At 33.3% G+C, this 17,138-nt stretch carries 16 protein-coding genes; 2 read left to right on the top strand and 14 right to left on the bottom strand.

Going from position 1 to position 17,138, the window contains the following annotated elements; genetic code table 11:
* Positions 1-30 precede the first annotated feature (30 nt).
* The 3 genes from PTA89_RS05300 to PTA89_RS05310 all read right to left on the bottom strand — a co-directional run bounded on the left by PTA89_RS05300 (position 31) and on the right by PTA89_RS05310 (position 2,296).
* Complete coding sequence (locus tag PTA89_RS05300) at positions 31-888, bottom strand: metallophosphoesterase family protein (RefSeq protein WP_003707567.1); 858 nt, start codon at positions 886-888, stop codon at positions 31-33.
* Positions 889-896: 8 nt separating this feature from the next.
* Positions 897-1,676, bottom strand: coding sequence for a DUF4931 domain-containing protein (locus tag PTA89_RS05305; protein ID WP_324177033.1), 780 nt, complete (start codon positions 1,674-1,676; stop codon positions 897-899).
* A gap of 149 nt (positions 1,677-1,825) precedes the next feature.
* Entirely contained in the window at positions 1,826-2,296 is a 471-nt protein-coding gene (locus PTA89_RS05310) for a hypothetical protein (protein ID WP_324177461.1), read from the bottom strand.
* A 152-nt stretch (positions 2,297-2,448) separates the two neighbouring features.
* Between PTA89_RS05310 and PTA89_RS05315 the strand changes: the two genes are divergently transcribed.
* A complete protein-coding gene (locus tag PTA89_RS05315) occupies positions 2,449-3,435 on the top strand; it encodes an ADP-ribosylglycohydrolase family protein (protein WP_003707562.1) in 987 nt (328 codons plus the stop codon).
* A 192-nt stretch (positions 3,436-3,627) separates the two neighbouring features.
* A complete protein-coding gene (locus PTA89_RS05320; RefSeq protein WP_324177034.1) occupies positions 3,628-4,467 on the top strand; it encodes a YitT family protein in 840 nt (279 codons plus the stop codon).
* Between the two features lie 76 nt (positions 4,468-4,543).
* Here PTA89_RS05320 and ileS read toward each other — a convergent pair whose 3' ends face one another.
* From ileS to mraY, 11 genes are all read right to left on the bottom strand, one after another.
* Positions 4,544-7,339 (bottom strand): isoleucine--tRNA ligase, encoded by a 2,796-nt coding sequence (gene ileS, locus PTA89_RS05325; RefSeq protein ID WP_324177035.1) that lies wholly within the window; start codon positions 7,337-7,339, stop codon positions 4,544-4,546.
* Positions 7,340-7,610: 271 nt separating this feature from the next.
* Entirely contained in the window at positions 7,611-8,378 is a 768-nt protein-coding gene (locus tag PTA89_RS05330; protein ID WP_003706443.1) for a DivIVA domain-containing protein, read from the bottom strand.
* 22 nt (positions 8,379-8,400) lie between these two features.
* On the bottom strand, positions 8,401-9,189 hold the full coding sequence (locus tag PTA89_RS05335; RefSeq protein WP_324177036.1) for a YlmH family RNA-binding protein: 789 nt from the start codon (positions 9,187-9,189) through the stop codon (positions 8,401-8,403).
* A gap of 2 nt (positions 9,190-9,191) precedes the next feature.
* Positions 9,192-9,449, bottom strand: coding sequence for a YggT family protein (locus PTA89_RS05340; protein WP_161022305.1), 258 nt, complete (start codon positions 9,447-9,449; stop codon positions 9,192-9,194).
* Positions 9,450-9,476: 27 nt separating this feature from the next.
* Entirely contained in the window at positions 9,477-9,929 is a 453-nt protein-coding gene (locus PTA89_RS05345; RefSeq protein ID WP_003703335.1) for a cell division protein SepF, read from the bottom strand.
* Between the two features lie 24 nt (positions 9,930-9,953).
* Positions 9,954-11,207 (bottom strand): cell division protein FtsZ, encoded by a 1,254-nt coding sequence (gene ftsZ / locus PTA89_RS05350; protein ID WP_003710313.1) that lies wholly within the window; start codon positions 11,205-11,207, stop codon positions 9,954-9,956.
* A gap of 25 nt (positions 11,208-11,232) precedes the next feature.
* Positions 11,233-12,627, bottom strand: a complete 1,395-nt coding sequence (ftsA, locus tag PTA89_RS05355; RefSeq protein WP_225426873.1) for a cell division protein FtsA — start codon at positions 12,625-12,627, stop codon at positions 11,233-11,235.
* 138 nt (positions 12,628-12,765) lie between these two features.
* A complete protein-coding gene (locus PTA89_RS05360) occupies positions 12,766-13,623 on the bottom strand; it encodes a cell division protein FtsQ/DivIB (protein ID WP_134354675.1) in 858 nt (285 codons plus the stop codon).
* A gap of 34 nt (positions 13,624-13,657) precedes the next feature.
* Positions 13,658-14,755 carry an undecaprenyldiphospho-muramoylpentapeptide beta-N-acetylglucosaminyltransferase gene (gene murG, locus PTA89_RS05365; RefSeq protein ID WP_324177037.1) on the bottom strand — a complete coding sequence of 366 codons (1,098 nt, stop codon included), beginning with the start codon at positions 14,753-14,755 and terminating at the stop codon, positions 13,658-13,660.
* Positions 14,756-16,132 carry a UDP-N-acetylmuramoyl-L-alanine--D-glutamate ligase gene (murD, locus tag PTA89_RS05370; protein WP_134354673.1) on the bottom strand — a complete coding sequence of 459 codons (1,377 nt, stop codon included), beginning with the start codon at positions 16,130-16,132 and terminating at the stop codon, positions 14,756-14,758. It abuts the gene before it with no gap.
* A gap of 28 nt (positions 16,133-16,160) precedes the next feature.
* Positions 16,161-17,129, bottom strand: a complete 969-nt coding sequence (gene mraY, locus PTA89_RS05375) for a phospho-N-acetylmuramoyl-pentapeptide-transferase (protein ID WP_003707547.1) — start codon at positions 17,127-17,129, stop codon at positions 16,161-16,163.
* Positions 17,130-17,138 lie beyond the last annotated feature (9 nt).

A 17,138-nucleotide genomic window follows, 5' to 3' on the forward strand; every position in this document is an offset into this window, starting at 1 on the left:
GGCTCTAGTCAGATTTACTTGCTTTTTTCTTTATCCTTTTTTTCGTACCTTTTCATTAAATTTTATTACATCTTTTAAGTAACCACGTTCATCATTAATTTTCTTCATCAATTCATGATCATGTGTATGTACTTTTCCTGTTACAAGTTGTAACTTATAAATGTCTAAATAAGGTAAATTAGCTAATTCAGCCCGCTTATATTCTAAATCTCTATCATAATAGACTTTCCTAAAGTTCGTTTCTTGAATTCCATGTTCATCAATTTCTAAAATCAAATATTCGGCACGCATATCTTTTTGAAATTTATCCCATGCAAAAAACGGCTGCCCTACAGACCCGGGATTTAAAACGAATTGCTCATCGCTACTATATCTCATTAGTGGGTGATGAACATGGGCATAAATAGCTAAATCAAGATTTTGATTTCCATCAAATAATTCATTGAAATTACGCTGTTTCTCAGTAGGATATAAAGCCTGTCCATAATTTAAATCAGGTAAATTGTGTGTCAATCCTACCTTAATATCTCTAACCCTTGTTTCTTCCCTTATAGGCCATTTTTTTATAGTAGACGTTACTTCATTAGCGTCTAATCTTTCAGACAATGTTTGTGCCAATTTAGAGATATAAACTAAACTTGTTCTATCAGTATCAACTACTCCTCTTAGAGCATTTAAAAACAAATCATCCCAATTTCCACGAATACATATTTCAGGATTTATCTGTTTAAATAGATCCCATAAGTCCTGAGCACCTGGTCCAGGAGAAAATAAATCTCCTAAAAACCAGTACTTATCAACCTTTTGTTTGATTGAATCTTGATAAACTGCCTCTAATGCAGTCGTATTCCCGTGCACATCTGAAAAGACGGCAATTCTTTCACCCATTTAATCACCTACTCTGCTAAAATTCTTTTTTGTAATGCTTCTGCAATTTGCATAAGACTTTCCTCATTATTAACCTGAGAAATTTGGTAACCTATGAAATATGGACTAGCTACATAACGTGGCATTATTTTACACTCAATTTTTTGATCTATATTATAGAAAAATAAATTATAGGAGTCATAGTGTCCATGATAAAAGTCATCGCTCAAAATAAATTTAACAGTTGATTGGATATAATCAGCAAAAGTTGCAACATTGCCATCTTGTGACATTTGAACATTAAACTCAACAAATCCCTTTAAAGGATAGCGAGAAATGTTAAGTTGAACGTTATTTCTAGAAACGACATCTACTCCCTGGAAGTTTTTCGATGAAATATTAGCATACCCATACTTTTTATCTAATCCTACAATTTGAAAATGCGGATGCCTTAAACTACCACCAGATCGTGGTCCAAAATTCTTATATAGCAAAACACTCTTATACTTATTTTGATTAATCATCTTTTGCCAACATTCTAAAACATATTTAATAATTTTACGATTTTCAAGTTGACTGTAATTACTTTGATCTCCAAGATGGTCTTTAGATTCAATAATAATTGTCTGCATTGTATCTTGGAGTGTACGAAACTTATTTACAAGCCAGATACAATCTCCATCCTTATCTAATATGTTAGTCAAATTCTCTCTATCACAGAAAGGACAGTAACCTTCAGGATGTTTAATATTTTCTGGCTTTTTACGTGCAACTTGCAAATGAAAAATTAATGGTTCTTCATTACTCAATTAGTTCACGTCCTTAATAATAATCACTTTAACTATTTTAGCACAATCCCCTATTTTCATGCTAAGTTTTCCTTATGCTACTATTATAAGTCTATCTTTATTAAGAACCAAAAATGAAGATTGGAAATTTATTTTGTAAGAATTTCTGCTTAATCTCCTTGTAAAATACCTTGATCATACAATATCTTAATTTGATCATTATCTTTTATTATTTTTCCAGTTGCTAGTGAGAGATACATATTTAGATTTTCAATTTGTTTACTATTTAAATATACTGACAAATGATCTCTACTCTCTGTTGGATCCCAATAAAAGTCAATTCTTAGATATTTTTTACCATATTTACTTTTTAATACTATATCCAAATAAGGATCATCTAAAGGTTCAAAAGTATTTGCATATTCATCCGTTATCATTAATTCATCTATTCCATTTAACAGTACTGTTAGATCATCATGATACCAATCACTTAAGGGACTTCCACCTTGATAAATTTCTTCTGAATTATAAGTTCTTACACTATAAGATACTCCTATCCATTCATCATCTAATTTCCATAATCGTAAATATACATGAAACGATTTTGTTTTAAAATATATGTAAGGTAATTTTTTGTTCATCAACTTAATTCACTTCCCTACTATTTATAGCTATTATATCTTGATTTTATAAGAGTTATCATAATTTTATAACTAATTTATGCTATACTGACTTGAAAGTCGAACATCATTTACTTTAATATTTATCTAAAATTTATTGGAGGAAGATAAAAATGACAAATAAACCTACTAATTGCTTATTAGGTGGTGCTTTAGGCGATTCATTAGGATACCCAGTGGAATTTTCTAGCTATCGAGAAATTCAACAAAATAATCCCAGTGGCATCACTTTTATTAATTTTTCTGAACCAGTTTTAATTTCAGATGACACACAAATGTCTCTATTTACAGCTTCTGCCTTATTAATATCGGATAATTATCTGACTAATCTTTGGGATTGTTATCAAGATTGGTTAGAAACTCAGTGGAAAACTGACAAACAAAGTATGACCCATAAGCCTGTTAGTAAATTGGTAGATTTTCAGGAACTATTTAATTCTCGTGAACCAGGCAGGACTTGCTTAATGACACTAGCACAACAAAAACCAGGAAATTTACAACATCCAATTAATAATAGCAAAGGATGTGGTGGTATTATGCGTGTAGCTCCAATTGGATTTATTGATGAAGATGAAAATATAATTGCTCAACTTGGAGCTGAAAGCTCTGCTTTGACTCATGGTCATCCACTAAGTAGTCTTTCTTCTGCTTATTTAGCAGTACTTATTCATCGTTTACTTACATCTAATATTTCTCCCCAACTTGTATTAGATACTCTTAATTTTATAAAGTCAAAATTCAGTACTATGGATTATTTATCCGATTTTACAGAAATAATTAAATTAGCAACAAATTTAAGTCAAACACCAGATAGCGATTTTATAAATTTTCAACGCTTAGGAAAGGGATGGGTTGCTGAAGAAACACTAGCTATTGCCCTCTATTGTTCTTTGAAATATCAAAAAGATCCATGCCGTGCTATCGAAATTTCTGTTAACCATGATGGAGATTCTGATTCAACCGGTTCAATAACCGGACAAATTGTGGGTGTTCAACAAAGTAACTCACTCTGGCTTCCAGCTTCTTATCTAAATAAATTAGAATTACGAGATGTAATTATATCTCTTGGTAAAAAATTAAGTCAAAAATTCAATGCATGATAACATATAAAATATATTTTTTATCCTATTATTATATATATTCTTCTCCCCATAATCTTAATTTTTTATAAAATTATACTAAAAATATTACTTATTATTGTTACTTTCTTTACATAAAATCAACTTTATTGTTATGATAATTATAATAATAAAATCATAGTTTGAACTACTATCAAACGAAAGGATGTTTAGATGACAAGAAATATACGTAGATATCGCTGGGGACGTTGGCTAGTATTTTTAGTTGCTCTAGAAATTATTACTTTAAGTATTAACTTCTTTTATGCTCCAATCGATATTGCAGCCGGAGGAACGACTGGAATTGCCATCTTAGTAGAAGCTGTTTGGCATGTAGAACGACCTTTAACAGTTTTAATCTGTAATTTAGCTATGATTGGCTTAGCTTGGATTTTTTTAGAAAGAAAAGTGGTTAAAAATATTACTTTAGGTAGTTTATTGTTACCTGTATTTATGCAATTAACTCCTAGTTTTCAAGTTACTGATAATGAATTATTAGCTGTTATTATCGGTGGTGGCTTGATGGGCTTTGGAGTTTCACTTCTTTATCGAATTAATGCTTCAAGTGGAGGGACAACTATTCCACCAATGATTTTGAAGAAATACTTTTATCTGGATTCTGCCCTAACATTAATGTTTATCGACCTACTTGTTATTTTTATGAATATATTTGTCGCTGGACTCAATGCTTTCTTTTTAGCAGCCTTTTCTCAAGTTATAACTGCTTTAGTTATGCGCTATACCGAGGTAGGCTTTGACTTAAAATACCAAGTTCAAATTTTAAGTAACGATTTGCTTGATGAAATTAAAGAAACCCTTCTAAAAGATAATAGTAGTCTGACTCTTTATGATGTAGTTGGTGGTTATAGTCAAACACAAAAGCAACAAATTTTATTAATCGTAGATCGCCAAGATTACGGTCATTTAATTGCTAAAATTCATGAAATTGATCCAGAAGCCTTTATTGTTACATCTAATGTAACTAAAGTTCATGGTGGTAAATGGGGATTATAGCTTTCTCATACCTTTGTATGTAAAAAAGAGATTCAAAGAAAATTTATCTTTGAATCTCTTTTAACTATTAATTAAATTATTCTAAACCTTCTGCTAAAGCTTCAGGATAGTTTTCACGAACAATTTCAGCACAACTTGCACATAGTGTTGGTAAGTCAGCATCACTACCGATATCTGTCTTGATCATACGACAACGAGGACAAACTTCACCTTTAGCATGTTCAACTACAACAGCATATTCATCATTGAACTTCAAAGCATTTTCTGGTGCTTCAGATAATGGATGAACATCTAATGCAGAAACAATCAATGCTTGGCGAACATTAGCATTTAATGCATCTAAATCAGCTTGTACACCATTAGATACATATAAGTCTACATGTGCTTCGAAGGACTTACCGATTAATTTTTCATTTCTTGCTTCTTCAAGAGCTTTAAATACACCTGAACGTAAATTCATGAATCTATTCCATAAATCAACGAGTTTTTCTTCATTATTGAAATGTTTAACTTCAGGCATTTCGGATAATTGTGCGTATTCTTCGTCTTCCTTCAAATACTTCCAAATTTCTTCTGTTGTATGAGGTAAAATTGGAGTCATTAACTTAGTTAGACGTACTACTACATCATACAATACTGTTTGCATTGAACGACGTTTCTTGCTATCAGAAGCTTCAATATAAACAACATCCTTAGCAACGTCCATATAGAATGCGGAAAGATCTGTTGTAATGAAGTTAATTAACTTCTTGTAAATTTCCATAAATTCATAGTTTGCATATGCATCTAGAATTTCTTTAGTAAATTTGTTTACAAGAACTGTCATGTATTTATCAATGGATTCCATTTCATCGAAAGCAACAGCATCTTTAGCAGGATCAAAATCTGTTGTATTTGCAAGTAAGAAACGAACTGTGTTTCTAAATTTACGGTAACTTTCAGCGATTTGTTGGAAACTTTCCATAGATACACGAACGTCAGCAGATGTATCAACACTCAATACCCATAGACGGATAATTTCAGCACCCATCTTATCGATAACTTCACTAGGAACAATTGTATTACCCAATGATTTACTCATCTTACGTCCTTTACCATCAAGTGTAAACCCTTGAGAAAGAATTTGCTTGTATGGTGCATGGCCAGAGTAAGCAACAGATGTAATCAAACTAGAGTTGAACCAACCACGGTATTGGTCAGAACCTTCCAAGTATAGATCAGCTGGGTATGTCAAGTAATCACGTTCAGCACATACACCTTGATGTGAGGAACCAGAATCGAACCAAACATCCATGATATCTGTTTCTTTAGTAAATTTACCATTTGGAGAATGTTCACTTGTAAAGCCTTCAGGTAATAAGTCCTTAGCTTCACGTTGGAACCAAATATTTGAGCCGTATTCTTCAACTAATTTTGCAACATGTTCAATTGTTTCCTTGGTCATGATAGCTTCACCGTCTTCACCGTAGAAGATTGGCAATGGAACACCCCAAACTCTTTGACGGGAAATTACCCAGTCACCACGATCACGAATCATGTTGTAAAGACGTTTTTGACCCCAATCTGGGAAGAATTGAACTTCATTAATTGCACCTAAAATTTGGTCACGAATCTTATCAACAGATGCAAACCATTGTGGTGTAGCGCGGAAGATAATAGGTTTCTTTGTACGCCAGTCAAATGGGTAGCTATGTTCGTAATCCATTTGCTTCAAAAGTACGCCAGCTTCTTCCAATTTCTTCAAAGAAACTTCATTTGCGTCTTCATAGAATAAACCTGCAAAATCTTCGCCAGTATCTTCTGTCATATATCCCTTATCATCAACAGGAACATATACATCTAAACCGTACTTAACACCAATGTTAAAGTCATCTTCACCAAAGCCAGGAGCTGTATGAACAAGACCTGTACCAGCATCAGTTGTAACGAAGTCGCCTAACATAGTTACAAGTTTTCTTTCTGGATAGAATGGGTGTTGACATAAAACATTTTCTAATTCTGCACCCTTAACAGTCTTCACAATCTTAACATCATTCCAACCAAATAATTCAGCATCAACATTTACTAAATCAGCAGCTAAAACATACTTACGTTCATCATCGTCATGTTGTACAACTGCGTAGTCGAATGTAGCATCAATTGTAATACCTTCAGAAGCAGGAATAGTCCATGGTGTTGTAGTCCAAACAACCATATATGTATTTTCATCTAATACACCTTTACCATCAACAACTTGTTCACCGTAGAATGCAGATGGTGATGTTACATCATGATATTCAACTTCAGCTTCAGCAAGAGCTGATTCAGATGACCATGACCAAAATACTGGCTTTTTACCTTTATAAATTAAGCCCTTTTCTGCCATCTTACCAAAGACACGAATTTGTTGTGCTTCATATTCTGGTTTCAATGTTAAATATGGGTTATCCCATTCACCAGCAACACCTAAACGCTTAAAGTCTTTTCTTTGCTTATCAACTTGTTCTAAAGCATATTGACGACACATTTCTCTGAATTCAGCTACAGATAATGCTTTACGATCAACACCAGCTTTTTTCAATTGTTGTTCAATTGGTAAACCGTGTGTATCCCAACCTGGTACATAAGGTGCGCGGAATCCCATCATTGATTTAGAACGAACGATGAAATCCTTAGAAATCTTGTTCATTGCGTGACCCATATGAATATTACCGTTAGCATATGGAGGTCCATCATGTAACACAAAACTTGGTTTTCCTTCGTTTAATTTTTGTCTTTGTTCATAAACTTTATTTTCTTCCCATTCATTTTGTCTTTCAACTTCGCGAACAGGTAAATTACCACGCATTGGGAATTTTGTCTTACCCAAATTTAAAGTATCTTTGACTTTCATAAGATTCATCCTTTCTCTCTCAGTTAAAAATTGGAAACAAAAAAATCCCATCCAGCAAGGGACGAGATTTCCGTGGTACCACCCAAATTTTAACTATCATTAATTAGTAGTTTCTTTAGTCATCATTAACGCGATGAAACGACTTACCTTACTATTATTTCAGGAAAGTATTTGAAAGATGATAAAAATCATATCAGGGATATATCGAACTTTCACCGACCATCGACTCGCTGCCTATATAATATGATTTTCGCGTTCTTTCAGAAATAAATTAATCTTCAGGAGCAAAGTGCTTTCCTTGAGGTTGATCATCATCAGGGAAAATAACAACAGTTTCATTTGTTTGTTGAGAAACTGATTCTTCTTGAGGTTGTTCTGGGACATCTTGAGTAACAACATCAGCTGGTGCATCAATTTGGCCTGGAACAATTACCTCTGCTCCATCACTACTTGCGTCTGATTGTACTTCATTTTGACCAAAATTGTCAAGTGAATCATCATGACGAATTGCATCTTGAATTTCTTCAAAACTGCTTACATCGCCTTGCTTGAGAATTTCATCCCAGTCACTACCCTTAATTACTTCAAGTTGTGATTCCATCATTACTTGAAGTCTTTGACGGAAGATACGAGCTTGTTTTCTCAAATCATCAGTTTCAATTGCAATCTTCTTAGCTTTTCTCGAAGCTTCATCAATGATGTGTTTTGCCTTAGCATTAGCTTGGTCAATAATATCTTGACCTTGCTTTTGTGCTTCATGATTAATGATTTCAGCTTCCTTTTGTGAGTTTGCCTTAACTTTATCAGCAGCTTCTTGAGCCACAATAATTGATTGATTCAATGAATCTTTCAAGTCATTGAAATACTTCAATTTTTCTTTGTTTTGTTGCAAACTATCTGCTAATCTGTCATTTTCTTTTAAAGTATTTTCATAGTCTTTAATAATTTGATCTAAGAAATCATTAACTTCATCTTGATCATAGCCACGTAATTTTACATGAAATTCTTTATTATGAATATCTAAAGGGGTCAAAGCCATCCCCAACACCTCCAAAAACGTATCAGTTATTCTTCTCCAATACAGAAACTCTAATTCTTAATTTATCCTTACGAGTTACACCTAATAGGTCATCGATTCTAAGTCTACCATAACCACGAATCGATAATATATCTCCATACTTAACTTCATAGTCTGGTCTAGCAACAGTCATCCAATTTAACTGTACTTTTTCAGCTTTAATTAAATTCTTGCTACTTTCCCTTGATATGTTGAACGTAACACTAACTAAACTATCTATTCTTAGAGAAGAAGATGTTACCATTTTTTCTTGCCAATTCAACTCTGGAACTACAATTTCATCGAGTGGTGCATCTTCAAGTCTAACTTTAATCTTACCCACTCTATCAATTTGCAATCTGAAGTAGTCACTTACTTCTTTTTCACAAAGGAATTGCCAAGTATCATTTTGTTCTATTATATCACCAATTACTTCTCTATCTAACCCACTATTAGCCAAAGTTCCTAAAATTTGTCCATGAGTTAACGATGTAAATTTCACAGGATATTTAATCATAATTAATTCTAAATTAAAATCATCATCCTGTACCTCGTAATAACTTGGGTAAAATATTGCTCGTTTTCTTTCAGCATTTTCATAACCACCACTAAAAGAAACTTTTACATCTTGATTTTTGTGTATCAACGACTGAGTAATATATTGTTCCCTTGGATTCAGGAAATGCGTTAATATTGGTCGATATTCGTTTTCTACCTGCATAATGTAATCAGACAATTGTGAAATTAATGGTTCTTCATCTTTTCTAAAATGCTGCAAAATGTTACTATCCATGATTAATAAAGTCCTAACAGTCTAAGTATAAAGTCTACACCCCATTCAACAGGTTGTAGAACAATTAACGCTACTACTGGTGCAAAACTCAAACCAGCAATTGGGGGAATGAAGTTAAACAAACTTAAATATGGTTCAACTATCTTTCCTAACCATTGACCTAACTTAGTTTGATATGCACCTGGAAACCATGACATTAATACATAAATTAAGATTAATGTCGAATACAGATTAAAAATTCTATCAACTAAAAATATCAATTAATTACTCCTAACCTATACCTAATATCATCTACCTGTAAGATTAGACAAATCTCCTTCGATCTTAAAATTTTTAGGGGTGCACAAGAATATTTTTTCACCTATTCTTTGCATGTCACCATTAACAGCAAAAATTAAGCCCGAAAGAAAATCTATTACACGATGAATTTGATTTTCATCCATTTTTCTAAAATTAACAATCACAGCTCTACCATTTAAAATCATCTTACCGATATTCTTAACGTCTGAAAAAACACTTGGATCAAAGACCATGATCTTTTGTTCTCTTTGAACTGTTGTACTATTGTTTTTAGAACTCATCAAAGACATCACCTGTCTATTATTATCTTTTTCTGGTTCAGAAGCTCTATTAACATCAGTATTAGTACTGACTGCTTGTTTGCTATCAGTAACTTCCTCGTAATACTCTTCTTCTGGAACTCCATTGAACCAATTACTTAGCTTTTCACTTAATGACATCTTAACACTCCTTCAAAGGAAATCTTAACGACGACGGCGACGTAAGAATGGTGGTGTATTTAAAGAATCATCGTTGCTATCATCTGCATCTGAATCAGCTTGGAACACATCGAAATCTTTCTTTTCAACGTTTTGGAAATCATTTCCACGTTCATTTTGTGTAGCTTGACGAGGATTATTCATTTCACGACTTAAATCCCAATCACCTAATGGATCTCCTTGACTTCTAGTTGTTGTTTCATTCACACCAGTTGTTGAATGATTAATACCTGCATTGTTAAGTGGATTACTCATTCTTGTACGCTTTGGTGCTTCTTTTTTCTTTTTATCAATACCAGTTGCAATAACTGTTACGATAACTGAATCTTCAAGTTCTTCATTGATAGAAGTACCGAAAATAATGTTAATATCACTTGTAGCAGCTTGAGCCACAATATCTGAAGCATCTTGTGCTTCAAATAAACTTAGGTCTGGACCACCTGTGATGTTAAGTAAAACTTGTTCTGCACCGTCAATTGATACTTCCAATAAAGGTGAAGAAATAGCTTTCTTTGTAGCTTCTGCTGTTCTATTTTCTCCGTTAGCAGTACCAATACCCATTAAAGCAGAACCTTGATTTTGCATAACAGTCTTAACATCAGCAAAGTCCAAGTTAACGTAACCAGGTGATGTAATTAAATCAGAAATACCTTGTACACCTTGACGTAATACGTTATCTGCTTCTTGGAATGCTTGTAACATTGGTGTCTTCTTATCTACGATTTCTAATAAGCGGTTGTTAGCGATGATAACTAAAGTATCAACGTGTTCTTTCATTTGTGCTACACCTTCAGCAGCAAATCTTGCACGCTTTGGTCCTTCAAAACTGAATGGGCGTGTAACAACACCAACTGTTAAAGCACCTTGTTCTTTAGCAATCTTTGCAATAATAGGAGCAGCACCTGTACCTGTACCGCCACCCATACCAGCAGTAACAAAAATCATATCTGCACCGGAAAGAGCTTCGGCAATTGCTTCTTCACTTTCTTGAGCAGCTTTACTACCGATTTCAGGATTGGAACCTGCACCTAATCCACGTGTTAATTTAGGTCCTAATTGAATTTTTGTTTCAGCGTTTGAATGTTGTAAAGCTTGAACATCAGTATTAGCTACAATAAACTCAACACCTTTAACATCATCAGCAATCATACGGTTAACAGCGTTACCACCTGCACCACCAACACCGATTACTTTTATATTTGCGCCTGTATTTTGACTTGAATCTAATGAATATTCCATTGCCATTCTTTTACCCTCCAATTAATTAGTCAAAGAAAGATTCCATAAAATTCTTAGCTTTCGACAATATACCATTTTTCTTTTTATTTTGCTTATGCTTAGGTTGTGTTTCTTGTAAGTCTTGAGGTTCAACATCTGCAGTTTCTACATAATCATCCACATAATCATTAGATACAGCTGTTGTATCAAAATTATTACTAATCATGCTATCAGCATATGGAATAGTATCTGCTGTTATATCAATTGTATTTCCTTCCAAACTACCTTTAACTAAGCGTTCAATATCACTCATTTTAGTTACATAGTTTACTAATCCTATCACTTGAGAGAATGATGGGAAACGTAAATTCATTTCTTGTGGAATATAAATTTTAACGCTTACTCCAAAAATTTCTTCTGCTAATTCTCTAATTCCTGGTAAAGCAGCCATTCCACCAGTTAAAATTATTCCACCCGGTAATTGAAAAGCATTAACATCTTTTAAAGAACGATTTATCTTTTCAAACACCTGTCTCATACGAGCTTCTATAATTTCAGCCAAATATTCTTCTGATACTTGTTCAGGTTCTTGTTTCCCTACAACTTGTACAGGAAATACATCTTCAGAAGATGCTTGATTAGCCATTGCAAAACCATAAGTACGCTTCAAGCTTTCGGCATTCTCAATGGAAGTGTTAAGAACTACCGAAATATCTCTAGTGACATAGTCGCCACCTTCTTGATCTACATATGTATACTTTAATTTATGGTCGTGAATTACAGCTGCAGTTGTTTGTCCACCACCCATATCAATTAAAATAGATCCAAAATCTTGTTCTGCATCAGACATTGCTAATCTGGCAGTAGCCAAAGGAGCTACAACAGTTGCTTTAACTTTTAAGCCCGCTTTTTGTATGCACTTCTTGATATTATGTAAAATAGTCTTAGGACCCGTATACATAACAGCGTGCATCTCCATACGAACCCCCATCATACCACGGGGATCTTTAATTCCATCGAAACCATCTACAATAAATTCATCTGGAATGATATCAATAACATCACGTTCAGGAGGAAGATTTTGTACCAAAGCAGCTTGTGTTACTTTATACACATCATTCTTCGTAATTTCTTGTGAGTTACCATTTTCATCACTGACGGAAACCATACCGTGACATTTTTCAATCTGTAGCAAATTAGCAGGTATTCCAACTGTTACTTCAGAAATATCCAAGTTAGCTTTTTTTTCAGCTTGATTAACAGCATCTCTTATTGTTGCAACAACTTGATCAATATCTACAATTACACCACGATTTAAGCCAGCAGATTTTGTATTACCGTAACCAATGATATTTGCTTGTCCTTTCACATGTTCTGCGATGATGACTTTTATTGAAGTCGTTCCGATGTCCAATCCCACATATATTTCAGAATTATCCATCATTTTGACCTCCTCTTACACTCAAATTTTAAGCTATAATTTTTGTCTATTTTTATTCATATTTAGTCAATATATAAATTTTACCACATTAAGCAATAGATGTGTACTTTACTTTGTTAAACATTTGAAACAACTTTATTACTTATTATCATAAGGATAAGCATATGCACCCACTTCTAGATCAATCACACCTTTTTTATCTAGAGCTTTAGCCATGCTTGGATAATAACTCATTTTTGTTGCTAAAGTATCTATACTTCCTATTACTTTATTTCCATCATTCATCACTAATCTCACTCGTTTAGGGTTTACCTTTGTTGGACTAGAATGTATTTCAGAAATTCCAAATCTTACTTTTTTAGGCATCTCCCCTACCTGTTGTGCTGCTTCATGTAATAAAGTTTTCTTTTTGAAATCAAGAAATAATGGGTAATTTCCATTGGTTGCCTTTTGACCTACATTCAATTCACGTCCATTTGAAGTTAACTTGTAATAAGTATTCTTTCTTTGAATATATCCGACAATATCATATTCAGTAACTTTAAATTTAACGACGTTTTTTTCCAAAGAGATATTAACATCTTTAACAGTTGCTACATCATTTTTTATACGTTGACTAATCAAAAATTTAGTAGGCACAACCGCGAATAAAGATTCGTTCTTTTTCACTTGACTAGCCTCTATAATAGCAGTTTTTGTTTGGCTATCTGTGCCTTCTATCTCTATATTACTCACTCTATTAACTGGAAGGATTGCGTATAAAGATATTACTGCACTAATTCCAAAAATTGATGCTAGAGTTATTACTCGCTTTTGGAGTCTTTTCTTTCTAAGACCGTTAAATTTAACTAAATTGCTACTTATCAAGATTTTTTTAGATTTCTTTTGTTTTTTCTCTATATTTTCTTCTCGCAACAATTGCTGTCTTTCCCAAGGCGTAAGTTCTTCATTATCTCTCATGGCTTTATTTTTAGAATCTTTCCGTTTACCAAACACGCAATCACCTCCTTTACTTTAATATCTTGAATAATTATTTATGCATTATATCTTCTAGTACTTTGATTACTTGGTTAGCTGCATCTGGAATTCCAGCTTTCTTGGCATTTTTACCCATTTGTAATCTTTTATCGGAATCATTCATAATTTCATCGATATTTTTAACTAATGTATCCGCAGTTAAATCTTTCTCTTTAATCATCAATGCTGCATCTTTATTAACTAAACTCATCGCATTCTTTGTTTGATGGTCATTTGTTACATATGGACTTGGGATTAGAACAGTCGGAATTCCTAAGGCTGTAATTTCTGCTAAACTTGTTGCACCAGCACGACCAACAATACTTGCAACTTCAGGTAAAATTGCTGGCATATCAGCAATATAAGGCTCTATTCTAACATTATCTGGTAAGTTTTTAGCTTCATCTTTGGCCATTATTTTATCATAGTGAACTTTACCAGTAACAAATAAAACTTGATATTCTTTTTTAGCAAACTGTGGAATAGCCTTTAGAGCAGCAGCATTAATTCCTTCTGCTCCTCGAGAACCACCAAAAATCATAACTGTTGGTAAATCTTTTCTCAGCTTGTATTCTTTCTCTAATCTACCTGTATCTTTCATACCAGCAACTTGTTGGGCTCTAGGATTACCAGTAAAAACAACTTTAGATGCTGGAAAATCTTTTCTAGCATCTTCAAAGCATATTCCTACCTTATCTACAAAGCAACTTAAAAATTTATTCGTTACGCCAGCAACGCTATTTTGCTCATGAACAAAAGTTGGAATTTTCATCCTAGCTGCAGCATATACAACCGCACCACAAACATAGCCACCTGTTCCTACAACAACATCTGGTTTGAAATCACGGATAATTTTCTTGCAGTCATGCACACTTTTTAAAAAGAGATATACTGTTTTAAAATTTTCCAAAGATAAAGAGCGTTTGAAACCTTGAATTTTAATCGTCTTTAATGGAACTCCTGCCGAAGGAACAATACGACTTTCTAAACCCTTATGAGTTCCAACATATAAAATTTCTGAATCTGGTTCTTTTTGCTTAATAGCTTCTATCAATGCTAGTGCTGGATAGATATGACCTCCTGTTCCACCACCAGAAATTAATAATCGCATTTATTTTTCCTCCAACTCTTTTGTCAATTTTTCTACAGCTTCAATAAATTTATCCCCACGTACTTCAAATGTTGGCCATTGATCCCAACTAGCACAAGCTGGAGATAGTAAGATAACATCGCCTTCATTACTTACTTTATAAGCTTCAGGGACTGCAGAAACTGCATCTTTAGTTTTAATAATCTTTTCAACACCAGCTTCTTTACCAGCCTTTGCCATCAGATCAGCTGTTTCACCAAATACAATCATTGCATGAACTTTATTCTTCAATGAAGGTTCTAATTTTTCAAATGTAAATCCTCTATCTAATCCACCAGCTAATAATACTACTGGATTATTGAAACCAGCTAATGCTTTTTCAGTCGCTTCCATATTAGTAGCCTTAGAATCATTATAGAATTTTCTACCATTTAGAGTTGTTACATATTGAGTACGATGACGTACACCTGAGAATGTTGTTAAAATTTCTTTAATATCTTCATTTGACTTGCCAAATATCTTCGCAACAGCAATTGCAGCTAATGCATTCTCTACATTATGAGTACCAGGAACTTTAATATCAGCAACTGGCATTATTTTATCTTCTTTATAGAATAGATATCCATCTGCTACATAAGCACCTTTCTTAGATTTACCTAGACGAGAAAATGGAACAATTTTTGCTTTAGAACGTTGACTTAATTCTTGCCATTCTTCGTTATCCCAATTTACCACAAAGTAATCATCTTCTGTTTGATTCATAACGATACGCATCTTAGCATTAACATAATTTTCTCTTGTACCGTGGTAATCAATATGCGCTTCATATATATTTGTTAATACAGCAACTTTAGGATGATATTCTGTAATTCCTAATAATTGAAAACTAGATAATTCTGTAACTATTGTATCTTTGTTTGTTGCTTCTTGTGCCACTTGACTAGCTGGAACACCTATATTACCAGCAACATAAGCCTTACCTTCAGTTTGACCCTGATTTAGCATCAAAGAAATCATTGTTGTAGTTGTTGTCTTACCATTTGTACCTGTTACTCCTACAAATCTTGCATCACTAATTTCAAAAGCTAGTTCAGGTTCAGTAATTATCTTTATTCCCTTATCTTTAGCACCACTAACTAAAACATTTGTGTATGGTATACCAGGATTTTTAACCATTAAATCAATATTCTCTAATAATTCTAAAGGATGACTACCAGTAATAACTTCAATTCCTTCATTTTTTAGTTCATTTACTTGAGTTAAATCAGATGGGGTATTTTTATCATTTACAGTAACTTCTGCACCTAACTTTTTCAGTAACTTAGCTGCATTCACACCACTCTTACCTAATCCTAATACTAATACTTTTTTTCCACGATATTTCTCTATCATTTTCATAATACAAGACTTCCTTAATGCTTAATTTTTATAGAATAAACGCTAATGCGATTGCTGAACAAACAATTCCTATACACCAAAAAGTAATATCAATTCTCCATTCACTCCAGCCACACATTTCAAAGTGATGATGAATTGGACTCATTTTAAAAATTCTTTTGCCAGTTAACTTGAATGAGGCAACTTGTAAAATTACACTTGCTGTTTCCATAACAAAGACGAAACCTATAACTAATAAAGCTAATTCATGATGTGTCATTAAAGAAACGGCAGCCAACGCACCACCTAGCGCTAATGAACCCATATCACCCATGAAAATTTTAGCTGGTTTATGATTAAAGATAATAAAGCCAAGTAATGCACCAATTACTGTAGCACAAAATAGTAATACATCAAATTGGCCTTGATAATAAGCTATAATTCCATAGGTTGCAAAAGCTATTATTGCCTGTCCTGAAACTAGTCCGTCAATTCCATCAGTTAAGTTCACTGCATTAGAAAAACCTACTAACCAGAAAATAGCAAATAGTGTATACAACACTAATCCTAAATGTAATTCATGTCCAAATAACGCTAAAGATAATGGAAGTTTTTCATGCACAAAAACAAATACGAAAAGAAGTGCACCTACTACTTGGCCAAGAAATTTTTGCCAAGCTTTCAAACCTTCATTCTGTTTCTTCCATAATTTAATAGAATCATCCCAGAAACCTAAAAAGCCATATAAAACTAAGATAAAGGTGATTATTAATAATTTAGCATGTAAATTTTTAGTTAATAGTCCAAAAACCAAAACAACTGCAAGAATTGCTAGATTAAAAACAAATCCACCCATTGTTGGTGTACCAGATTTTTTCTGATGCCATTTTGGACCTTCTTCACGAATCATTTGTCCTTCTTTTCTTTTTCTAAAGTAGCTGATGAACATTGGTACAAAAATCACTGTCAAAATAAATGCACATACAGCCGGTGCTATAATCAATAACATTGAATTCATTTTCTCTCT

Source organism: Ligilactobacillus salivarius (assembly GCF_035231985.1).
GTDB lineage: Bacteria > Bacillota > Bacilli > Lactobacillales > Lactobacillaceae > Ligilactobacillus > Ligilactobacillus salivarius.

Excerpts from the sequence above, each read along its gene's own strand:
- PTA89_RS05310 (WP_324177461.1), bottom strand. The coding sequence starts at position 2,296 with ATGAACAAAAAATTACCTTACATATATTTTAAAACAAAATCGTTTCAT.
- ftsA (WP_225426873.1), bottom strand. The coding sequence starts at position 12,627 with ATGGATAATTCTGAAATATATGTGGGATTGGACATCGGAACGACTTCA.
- PTA89_RS05345 (WP_003703335.1), bottom strand. The coding sequence starts at position 9,929 with ATGTCATTAAGTGAAAAGCTAAGTAATTGGTTCAATGGAGTTCCAGAA.
- PTA89_RS05320 (WP_324177034.1), top strand. The coding sequence starts at position 3,628 with ATGACAAGAAATATACGTAGATATCGCTGGGGACGTTGGCTAGTATTT.
- ftsZ (WP_003710313.1), bottom strand. The coding sequence starts at position 11,207 with ATGGAATATTCATTAGATTCAAGTCAAAATACAGGCGCAAATATAAAA.
- PTA89_RS05335 (WP_324177036.1), bottom strand. The coding sequence starts at position 9,189 with ATGGATAGTAACATTTTGCAGCATTTTAGAAAAGATGAAGAACCATTA.
- ileS (WP_324177035.1), bottom strand. The coding sequence starts at position 7,339 with ATGAAAGTCAAAGATACTTTAAATTTGGGTAAGACAAAATTCCCAATG.
- murD (WP_134354673.1), bottom strand. The coding sequence starts at position 16,132 with ATGAAAATGATAGAGAAATATCGTGGAAAAAAAGTATTAGTATTAGGA.
- PTA89_RS05330 (WP_003706443.1), bottom strand. The coding sequence starts at position 8,378 with ATGGCTTTGACCCCTTTAGATATTCATAATAAAGAATTTCATGTAAAA.
- PTA89_RS05300 (WP_003707567.1), bottom strand. The coding sequence starts at position 888 with ATGGGTGAAAGAATTGCCGTCTTTTCAGATGTGCACGGGAATACGACT.
- mraY (WP_003707547.1), bottom strand. The coding sequence starts at position 17,129 with ATGAATTCAATGTTATTGATTATAGCACCGGCTGTATGTGCATTTATT.
- PTA89_RS05315 (WP_003707562.1), top strand. The coding sequence starts at position 2,449 with ATGACAAATAAACCTACTAATTGCTTATTAGGTGGTGCTTTAGGCGAT.
- murG (WP_324177037.1), bottom strand. The coding sequence starts at position 14,755 with ATGCGATTATTAATTTCTGGTGGTGGAACAGGAGGTCATATCTATCCA.